The sequence below is a fragment of the Alteromonas sp. AMM-1 genome (assembly GCF_047290655.1).
GTDB classification, from domain to species: Bacteria; Pseudomonadota; Gammaproteobacteria; order Enterobacterales; family Alteromonadaceae; genus Alteromonas; species Alteromonas mangrovi.
In genome coordinates, this window is the sequence record NZ_JBLBUE010000174.1 from 1 (window position 1) to 6,860 (window position 6,860).

Here is a 6,860-nt window from a genome sequence, read left to right on the forward strand (position 1 = left end):
CCCTCCACCCCTGCCACTTTTCTCTCTAAGCTGATACACTCATTTCATCTTAAATAGCAGTCAGGTGTCGTGCATGACAACGGGATTGTCTGATTATCAAATCGCTGTATTGCAAACCATGAATATTAAGGTATTGCAAAAACAGGAAACACATAAGCCAACATCTCCGCAGTCTCAGGTGACACAACCTGCAATCACATCCAGCATCAAGCCTAAAGTTGTCTCAAAAGCGGATGCACAGTCGCGTCTGGCAAGTTTAAAAGCGTCCATGTCACCGGCAGCAAAAAGCAATCCTGCAACCTCAGCCCCGCTAAATGACGCCTCTGAATCAAAGCCAATGGCTGAAATCAATAAACCCAACAAGCAACCTGTTGGTGAGTCACTTTCTGCATTTAAGCAGGATATCGCCGTGGCATTCGAGCTGATAAACGTGAATGCATCGCCGTTGCTATTTGTGGGTGAGCAGCTACACGTGGGCAAAGACGAAATAGTGCTTAACGTTCAACCAGATACCTTATCACCCAAGCAAAAGCGCCAGCTCTGGCAGGCAATGTTTGCCCTTACCTGATGTTAACGCTGCGATGACACTGTTACCGTTAACCACCGCCGACTCTGTTCAGGCGCATGCTATACATGAAGCTGTTCAATATACGGCTTGGTCTCAAAGTACCTTTGATGACTGTTTAACGCCGCCCTATGAAGGCTGGATGATTAAACTAGAAGGCAAGGTAGTGGGCTTTTGTATTTTGCTGTTTGTACTGGATGAAGCAACGCTAATGGAAATCGCCGTTGCACCTGAAGCGCAAGGCCAAGGGCTGGGTAAGGCAATGCTAAACGCTACGTTAGAACACTGTAAAACAAAGGGGATGCACACCTGCTGGTTAGAAGTGCGCGCATCAAATCAGCGCGCGATTCAGTTATATACCAGCCACGGATTTCAGGTAATAGAAATCCGCAAAGGCTATTATCCGACAGCATCGGGTCGTGAAGATGCCATTGTAATGATGTGTGAGTTAGCCGGGCAGCCTGCCTGACACTTTGCGTCGCTCCAAAAACATTTTAATGCGGTATTTTAAGTTGCGCAGTGCCGAGCTGTGATTGTTGTGCTGGCCTTTATTAATGCGAATGATGTCACTTTCGAAGCGTTGATCAACACTGATTTTATACGGCTTGATACCGAGGACGTTGAGAGACAATTCAGAATGGAATTGAATGTCCACATCAACCGGCCGAAAGAAAGGCTTCCGTTTAAGTAGCTTACGGGCACCCTCGAGGGTAATTGCATAGCCTTGCGTACCGTTTGGCACTTCTTTGTAGTTTCCTAATGTAAATTCATTATCCAGCTGTTTGCTTTCAAAGAACGGTGTTGGACGTCCGTCGTACAGCTTTATCATATCCCAGTTAGTATCCAGCGACTGAATTACATCGACGACCTGCGGAAAGGCGTTATCAATCGTCAGGTCATCTTCCAGCACAATGCAGCACGGAATGTTTTCATTGACGATTTTTTGCCAAATCCGATAGTGACTAACATAACAGCCAATTTCGCCATTAGTTAAATTGCGATGATGTCGCTTTGCATTGGCTGCAGAGTCATACCATGATTGCTTTTCCTGAACACTGAGTGCACTGCCCAAGGTAGCTGAAAATCGGGTGCAACTAAGGCCTAATTCAGCCACCTGTTTGCTAAGGCTTTCCCAACGTTGAATGCTGTCGTCTAAATTTATAATAATAATAGGTAACAAACGGTAATCCCTTAGATTGGTGTTGTAATTGTTCGCGTTATCAGTAAAGCAGGTAAAGACGCGTCGTATCAGGATGATAAATAGTGGCGGGTAATATCTCAAGCCACAGCAAACGTAAGTTATAAAAATAATACTATTCGTGCGGAATCGACGCTAATCATCCTGCTTTTGTCTATACCCGTCACTGAATTAGCTGTTTGTCGTTCATAAAAAAGGGCCAGTGAAAGGCCCCTTTGTTGTTGGTTAATACGAGTTCAGCGTGAGCTATTGAATTTGACCGCGCAGTTCACCCGCTGGATAGGCTGGCGTGTGTACGTTTACATAGTGCCCACCTGATGCCAGTACTGCAAATATTGCAGCATCAAGCATGGCATTGTCCGGTGCCATCCATCTGTTCATATCCGTACTGTCTTGCTCAAGTGCCAGCAATACCGGGCCGTCTACACCGAGTGCCCCAGTGTGAATATGGGCCATAGTAGCGTCTGCTACGCCTGAGGTGACAACCTGTAGTTCCAGACTATAGTCGTCGGTGTTTACCAGCGCATAACCGCTGCCTGTGGCTGAGGTGGTAACCGCATGATTTTCTTGTTCGCCACTTAAGCCAAATGCAATCAGCACGTAGTTATCGGTGAGGATCTGTCCACGTAGCTCGCCACTCGGATTCGCTGGCGTATGAACATTTACGTAATGACCACCGGAAGCCAGTACACTCAAAATGTCAGCATTGAGAACGGTATTGTCTGGTGTCATCCACATGCCCGGATCGTCCATGGATTGTTCCAGCGCAGCCAGCACATCGCCATTAGTACCAATTCTTCCGGTGTGGATGTGGGCGGCAGTTGCATCGTCAACGCCGTCTGTGTGAACCACCAGATTCAGTGCGTAACTCAGTGTGTTTACCAGAGCATATCCGCGACCCGACGCAGCGCTGGATACGGCAGGCACTTCCTGTGAACCGCTTAAGTTAAAAGTGGCAATGGCATAATCAGACGTGACGATTTGACCGCGAATTTCACCACTTGGGAAAGCCGGTGTGTGCACGTTCACGTAGTGACCGCCGGCTGCAAGTACTGCCAGAATGTCTGCGTTTATTGCTGTGTCTGCAGGTGTCATCCACGTGCCCGGGGCCGTCATGGATTGTTCTAATGCAACCAGAACATCGCCATTCATTCCTATACCACCGGTGTGAATATGTGCGCCTGTCGCATCATCAACGCCGGTAGTATGCACCACTAATTCCAAATCGTAAGTTGATGTATTAACAACAGCGTAACCGTTGCCCGACGCTGATGTTGATACCATGGGTACCTGCTGATCGCCATTTAACTCAAAGGTGGCAAGCGCATATTCAGTTGTCAGAATCTGACCGCGAAGTTCACCACTTCCGTTAGCGGGCGTATGCACATTGATGTAATGACCGCCGGACAACAACACATCAAAAATCGATGCCTCAATGGCCAGGTTTTCAGGCGTTACCCACTTACCCATGTCATCGGCCGCTTGTGATAACGACACTAATACATCGCCATTGGTACCTACCCGGCCAGTGTGAATGTGTGCACCAGTGGCATCATCAACGCCTTCTGTTACTACGGTAATTTCTACAGAGTAAGTAGAGGTGTTCACCAGCATGTAACCACTGCCACTGGCGTCGGTGTCCACCACAGGGACCTCCTGTTCACCGCTCAAGGCAAAGGTGGCCAGGTGGTAGTCATCGGTGAGGATCTGTCCGCGTATCTCACCACTTGGAAACGCAGGTGAATGAACGTTTACGTAATGACCGCCTGATGCCAGTACAGAAAATATATCAGCATCAATCATGGTGCCTTCAGGCGTCGTCCACATGGTCATGTCTTCGGAAGATTGTTCCAGGGCTACCAGTACATCGCCATTATTTCCTGGACGGCCAGTGTGAATATGCGCGCCAGTAGCATCATCAATGCCGTCGGTATAAATCACTAAGTCTAAATCGTACGTGGCAGTTGATACCAACGCATACCCGTAGCCGTCTGCCAGCGTTGATACTGCAGGCACTTCCTGATCACCATCAAGTCTGAAGGTGACTACCGCCATGTCATCGGTCACAATCTGACCGCGTAGTTCACCATCGCCGTAGGCATCAGTGTGTACGTTTATGTACCATTCACCCTCAAGTAAATCGGTGATGAGTTCACTGCTTACACTGGTTTCTGCCAGCGTGTAGGTACCGGTGGAACCTGCTTCAAAGCCAAATGCAACGTCACCGTTACGTCCGATATCGCCATCGTGAATATGAACCGCCTGAACGCCTTCAACACCGCTAACGTCAACAGTGGCTCTGAGCAGACCCAAATTCTCGTCAAGTTCAACTGTTGCTGTGGCCATTTGAGCAGACATATTGGCCGGAACCTGCTGTTTACCGGTTAAATTAACCTCAAACGTGGTGCTGGCAGTGAACGTAGGCGGAGCAGGCGTAACCGTCTCTTCCTTTTTATCGTCGTCATGCAGACAGGCGGTTAAAAATGCCGCGCAACCGATGACAGCAAACTTATGTAGATTCATGGTGTTCTCCATTGGCTGTATCAATTTTTACATCGTTTTAACGTTTTCGCCGGAGGATGAGATCATAGAAAGTAATAAATTTATTTAATTCATGATTAGTGCTTTATTAATGTTATGAATTTACTAGCAATAATGGGTTAGGCACAATGGTGTTAGAGAATTCACATTCCTTCAGGTTTGTAACTTACAGCGTAATCAAGGAATCAGGCTTGCCAGCCTACCAACCCTGCATAAATACCTATATAATCGCGCCCATTAAATGAGTGGAGCCAGGCTCCAAATCGCAGTTCTTTAACCGAAAAGCATTGGATTAATGAGTACATTTCAACAAGAAATCAACCGTCGGCGCACGTTTGCGATTATTTCGCACCCTGATGCCGCCCAGCCTTTCAACGCTTAAAATCACCTTTCATTGCACACCACAATCACATCTCAACGTACTGAATTTAAAGGATTTTTGTCTTTTTCTCGTTTCTTTGCTTTTCAATGATGTTCAAGCGTAACCTCGGAAAGTGTGTACAAACTTGAGTACAAATTCCGTTTTAGAGGCCTTTGGCGAAAATTCCATGACACAAACCTGGCTGTAGGCCTTGTGGTTACTGGGTTTGGCGTAAAAAGTACTACCGTTAAAAAGAGTCACTTTTTTTGGTAAATGTTTTCATCTGTACCAAATTACAAAATTTAATGAGGGAGTTTATTGTTGGTGTGATTTTTGCTTCAGTGTTTGTTTTTGAAGATGCTTGAAGCGAACCAATACGGTTATTTCTAATTGAGATATCAGACTTACCTTCAAATTTAGTTGCTGTTTACACCATCATTTTGCACTTGTTTTTCGACTTGTGTGTACAAAATTTCCTGTAACTGTGTACAAACTTCCTCTTTGTTGCACTTATCTTCTGGCGATTTGACGCGAGTTCTTCTGTAGCCCTTGCTGTATAATGGCTGAGCGACAAAAGTACTTAGGGAGTTTGATGCGTCAGTTCGCGATTATCAGCGAGAGTATCGCTCTTTTGTCGATGACAAAAATCTCCTTCTGCTTATATGTAATTATGTATCAGATAATGGCTTTTGATATGTAATGGCTAATCGAATTTGTGTTATTTGAGTTACTGTGATATGTTTTTGTATATAATTATTCTTAAGTGATGCATTAAGGCGTATCGAAATGAGCTATGTAACAGAGCAGATACTAGAAAGTCTTCGAGAAGCTCGGGTACGAAAGGGGTTTAGCCAGAGAGAGTTAAGTGCTCGTTCGGGTGTGCCTCAAAGCCATATTTCGAAAATCGAGTCTGGCAGTGTTGATTTAAGAATATCCAGTTTGATTGCACTTGCCCGTGTACTAGACCTAGAGCTATTGGTTGCGCCTAAAAAGTCTGTACCTGCCATCAAGTCGATCATTCGAAGTGGCCAAGGTATTAACGGCATTAGCGATGAGGGTGAGTCAATGTCGCCCGCGTATCAGTTAGAGGAAGACGACGATGACTAACCATGTCTCTACGCTCAACGTGTTGCTGTACGGTGAACCCATTGCCACAATCACCAACGTGGGCAATGACAGAACGCTTTTTGCCTTTATGGATTCGTACATTCATGACGAATCGCGTCCTGTGTTAGGACTTGGCTTTAAAGATTCGCTAGGTGGCCTGCTGACTAGCTTCAAACCGACCCAAACTAAGTTAACCCCGTTTTTCTCTAACCTTTTGCCAGAAGAAACGATGAGAAATTACCTGTCAGAGCGTGCCGGAGTGAACCCCGCGAGAGAATTTTTTTTATTGTGGGTACTGGGACGGGATCTGGCTGGCGCGATCACGGTTGAGCCTGCGGATGGTGAAGCCTTACCACCTAATGTGCATCAAGACATAGAAGATGAAACGAAGACAGATGGGCCAATGCGTTTTTCATTGGCGGGAGTGCAATTGAAGTTTTCAGCTGTGCAGCAGGCAAATGGCGGTTTGACGATCCCAGCAACCGGTCAAGGTGGTTCTTGGATTGTAAAATTACCGTCGTCTCGATTTGAAGCTGTGCCAGAAAATGAATATTCAATGATGGAATTGGCTCGAATGTTGGGAATGGATGTGCCAGAAACGCAGTTACTCCCTATTAATCAGATTGCTAATATCCCAAATGGCATTGGCAAATTTGGTGACAGTGCGTTTGTGATCAAACGTTTTGACCGTGCAGATGGTCAAGCTGTGCACATTGAGGACTTTGCGCAAGTGTTTGGCGTTTATCCTCAAGATAAATACAAAAAAGCGAGTATGCGGAATATTGCTCAGGTTATCGGCATCGAAGGCCAAGACGATGATATCGCAGAATTTACTCGCCGATTGGTGTTCAATACGCTAATTGGAAATGCAGATATGCATTTGAAGAATTGGTCTGTGATCTATAAGGATAAGCTCACAGCATCGATAGCACCTGCTTATGACTTTGTCTCGACCATTCCTTATATCCCCGATGATAGTGCTTCGTTGAAGGTGAGCCGTAGCAAGAAATTCAGTGATTTCACGCTAGATGAGTTATCACACCTAGCAGCTAAAGCCATGCTACCAGAAAAATTGGTGTTAGATACCG

The 6,860-nt window shown here is 45.9% G+C and carries 6 protein-coding genes; 4 read left to right on the forward strand and 2 right to left on the reverse strand.

What is annotated here, in order from left to right:
* Nucleotides 1-73: 73 nt before the first annotated feature.
* Both ACLR2L_RS17520 and rimI read left to right on the forward strand, forming a co-directional pair.
* Complete coding sequence (locus ACLR2L_RS17520; RefSeq protein ID WP_413369957.1) at nucleotides 74-568, forward strand: hypothetical protein; 495 nt, start codon at nucleotides 74-76, stop codon at nucleotides 566-568.
* A gap of 13 nt (nucleotides 569-581) precedes the next feature.
* Nucleotides 582-1,034 carry a ribosomal protein S18-alanine N-acetyltransferase gene (rimI, locus tag ACLR2L_RS17525; protein WP_413369959.1) on the forward strand — a complete coding sequence of 151 codons (453 nt, stop codon included), beginning with the start codon at nucleotides 582-584 and terminating at the stop codon, nucleotides 1,032-1,034.
* Here the strand turns inward: rimI and ACLR2L_RS17530 are convergent.
* Together ACLR2L_RS17530 and ACLR2L_RS17535 are read right to left on the reverse strand one after the other, a co-directional pair.
* A complete protein-coding gene (locus ACLR2L_RS17530) occupies nucleotides 1,014-1,745 on the reverse strand; it encodes a glycosyltransferase family 25 protein (protein WP_413369961.1) in 732 nt (243 codons plus the stop codon). The two genes, rimI and ACLR2L_RS17530, sit on opposite strands and share 21 nt — an antisense overlap.
* 264 nt (nucleotides 1,746-2,009) lie before the next feature.
* Entirely contained in the window at nucleotides 2,010-4,286 is a 2,277-nt protein-coding gene (locus ACLR2L_RS17535) for a CHRD domain-containing protein (RefSeq protein WP_413369963.1), read from the reverse strand.
* A 1,165-nt stretch (nucleotides 4,287-5,451) separates the two neighbouring features.
* Between ACLR2L_RS17535 and ACLR2L_RS17540 the strand changes: the two genes are divergently transcribed.
* Nucleotides 5,452-5,772, forward strand: coding sequence for a helix-turn-helix domain-containing protein (locus ACLR2L_RS17540; protein ID WP_022609784.1), 321 nt, complete (start codon nucleotides 5,452-5,454; stop codon nucleotides 5,770-5,772).
* Nucleotides 5,765-6,860: type II toxin-antitoxin system HipA family toxin (locus ACLR2L_RS17545; protein ID WP_413369966.1), on the forward strand; the 1,096-nt coding region annotated here is incomplete at its 3' end. The genes ACLR2L_RS17540 and ACLR2L_RS17545, both read left to right, overlap by 8 nt.